Raw genomic sequence first — 3,008 nt, 5'->3', positions numbered from 1 at the left:
CGCGCCGGCTCACGCGCCGGGCTCGCCACCGCCTGGCGGGGAGCGGTCGGAGGCCCGGCCCGGGCTCAGCCGAAGTCGGGCGCCAGGGGGATCCGGACGATGAAGACGGCGCCCTTGCCGGGTACGGAGTCGACGGACACCGTGCCGCCGTGCGCCTCCACCATCGCCGCGACGATGGCCAGGCCCAGCCCGCTGCCGCCGTCCTCCGGGGCACGGCGGCCGCGGGCGGAGTCGACGCGGTAGAACCGCTCGAAGACGCGCTCACGCTGCTCCGCGGTCAGGCCCGGCCCCTCGTCCGCCACCTCCACGACGGCCGTGCCGTCCTCGGCGCGCAGCAGCACCCGCACGGACGTGCCCTCGGGGGTGTGGGTGAGCGCGTTGTTCATCAGGTTGCCGACGACCTGGCGGAGCCGTACCTCGTCGCCCGAGACGATCAGCGCGGCGCCGTCGACGGAGAGCGAGACCTCCCGCCCCGGGGCGAGGATCCGGGCGTCGTGGACGGCGTCGGCGGCGATGGCCAGCAGGTCCACCGGGCGCATGGACATCGGCCGCTGCTGGTCCATCCGGGCGAGCATCAGCAGGTCGTCCACGAGCAGGCCCATCCGGACCGCCTCCGACTCCACCCGGCGCATCAGCGGCGCCGCGTCGACGCCGGGCGCCTGCCGGTAGAACTCGGCGAACCCCCGGATCGACGTCAGCGGCGTGCGGAGCTCGTGCGAGGCGTCGGCGACGAACCGGCGCATGCGCTCCTCGGATCGGCGGGCCGCGGCCTCGGACTCGGACCTGGCCTGGAAGGCCGCCTCGATCTGCGCGAGCATGCCGTTCAGCGACCGGCCCAGGCGGCCGACCTCGGTGCGGGAGTCCGCGTCGGGGACGCGGCGGCTCAGATCCCCGGCGGCGATGGCCTCCGCGGTGCGCTCGATCTCCTCCAGCGGGCGCAGGCTCCGCCGGATGACCACCACGCCCACCAGCGCCAGCGCCGCCATCAGCCCGCCGCCGCCGAGGATCTCCACCAGCGCGAGCTGGCCGATGATCTGCCGGGCCTCGGCCAGGTCGACGGCGACGAGGAGGCTCCCGCCCGTGTCCAGCGGGGTCACCCGGATCCGCCACTCGCCGTGGTGGAACGGTTCCGGGCCCGGGCCGGAGAGTACGGCCGGCGCCGGCCTGCCCTCCACGTCCACCCCGCCGGCCGTGACGAGGGCCCGGCCCTGCGGGTCGCGGAGCTCCACCTTCATGTCGGGCGGCAGCGCCCTGCCGTTCATGTTGAAGGGGCCCGGGGCGCGCAGGCGGCGCAGCATGGTCGCGGTGGTGAGGTCGATCTGGCTGTCCACCCGGTCGATCAGGTAACCCCTCATGATCGAGACGCTGCCCACGCCGATCAGGACCAGCGCGATGGCCAGCAGGACCAGGATGACGCCGATCAGCCGGACGCGCAGGGGGCTGCGGGCGAACATCAGGGACCCGGCGGGCGGCGGAGCACGTAGCCGACCCCGCGCAGCGTGTGGATCAGCCGGGGATCCGCGTTGTCGATCTTGCGGCGGAGCACGGAGACGTAGGACTCCACGATGCCGACGTCGCCGCGGAAGTCGTAGTCCCAGACGTGATCGAGGATCTGCGCCTTGGACAGCACCCGGCCCGCGTTCACCATGAAGTAGCGCAGCAGCTTGAACTCCGTCGGCGAGAGCGCCACCGCCCGGCCCCCGCGCCACACCTCGTGGCTCTCCTCGTCGAGCTCGACGTCGGCGAAGGTGAGCCGGGGCGGCCGGGCGAACGCGTCTCCCCCGCCGGTACGGCGCAGCACGGCCCGGATCCGGCCACGACCTCCTCCAGGCTGAACGGCTTGGTCACGTAGTCGTCCCCGCCCGCGGTCAGCCCGCGGATCTTGTCCTCGACGGCGTCCCGGGCGGTGAGGAAGAGCACCGGCGTGTCCGTCCCCCCGCCGCGCAGCCGCCGCACCACGTCGAAGCCGTCCATGTCGGGGAGCATCACGTCGAGCACGATCAGATCCGGGCGGTGGCGCTGCACGGCGGCGACGGCGTCGGCGCCGTTGCCCGCGGTGTTCACTCCGAAGCCGGCGAACCGCAGGCTCGCCGCCAGCAGTTCGAGGATGTTGGGCTCGTCCTCGACGATCAGCAGGCGGGCCTCGGGGGATTCGTTCACGAGGCCCATCCTCACCCGTTCGTCTGAGAAAGCCGTTAAGAAGTCAGGACAGAGGTTATCCCGACAAGATGCCTGGCTATCGCCAGGCTGGAGGTCGCCGCGGGGGAAGGGGCGTTGCGCACCAGGGTGATCAGGCCGTGCGTGTCGACGGCGAAGTCGTCCAGCATGCTCCCGTCGCGGGCCACGGCCTGCGCCCGGACCCCGCTTCCGGCCGGGACGAGGTCGGCGGCGGTGATCTCGGGGACGTAGCGGCGCGCCGCCGCCAGGAAGGCGCCCCCGGACAGCGAGCCGAGCACCTCGCCGACCCCCGTCCGCCAGTGCCGGGCCGCCAGCCTCCGGGTTCCCGGCCAGGCCGCGACGCGGCGCAGGTCGGAGAGGTCGACGTCCCGCCAGGAGTAGCCCTCCAGCGCCAGCGCCGGCACCGCGTTGGGCCCGACGAGCACCTCGCCGTCGACCCTGCGGGTCAGGTGCACGCCGAGGAACGGGTAGCGGGGATCGGGCACCGGGTAGACCAGTCCGCGGACCAGTTCCCTGGCCCGCCCGGCGAGCGCGTGATACTCCCCGCGGAAGGGGACGATCCGTACCTCGCCTGGTGATCCGGCCATCCGGGCGACCGCGTCGGTGCCGAGCCCGGCGCAGACGACCAGCCGGTCGAAGCGCATCCGGCTCCACGCGGCGACCACCTCCACCCCGTCCGCGGTCTGGCGCAGCATGCGGACCGGGTGCGAGAGCCGTACCGCGCCGCCGGACTCCTCCACGTCGCGGGCCAGCCGGCGGGCGACGGCGGGGAAGTCGGCGATCGCGGTGCGCGGGGAGTGCACGGCGGCCACCCCGACGGCGTGCGGCTC

General features: G+C 74.2%; 2 protein-coding genes and 1 pseudogene. All 3 read right to left on the bottom strand.

Going from position 1 to position 3,008, the window contains the following annotated elements; genetic code table 11:
* Positions 1 to 65: 65 nt before the first annotated feature.
* Positions 66 to 1,454: a sensor histidine kinase gene (locus tag ACWJ6R_RS33575; protein WP_449066076.1), complete on the bottom strand. Its 1,389-nt coding sequence runs from the start codon at positions 1,452 to 1,454 to the stop codon at positions 66 to 68.
* A pseudogene (locus ACWJ6R_RS33570) lies at positions 1,454 to 2,169 on the bottom strand (response regulator transcription factor). The gene ACWJ6R_RS33575 and the pseudogene ACWJ6R_RS33570 overlap by 1 nt, the downstream one beginning before the upstream one ends.
* 26 nt (positions 2,170 to 2,195) lie before the next feature.
* On the bottom strand, positions 2,196 to 3,008 hold an 813-nt coding region (gene lhgO, locus ACWJ6R_RS33565), incomplete at its 5' end, for an L-2-hydroxyglutarate oxidase (protein WP_449066075.1).

This window comes from Planomonospora algeriensis, from assembly GCF_977012225.1.
This window is presented reverse-complemented; position numbering and strand designations above follow the sequence as displayed.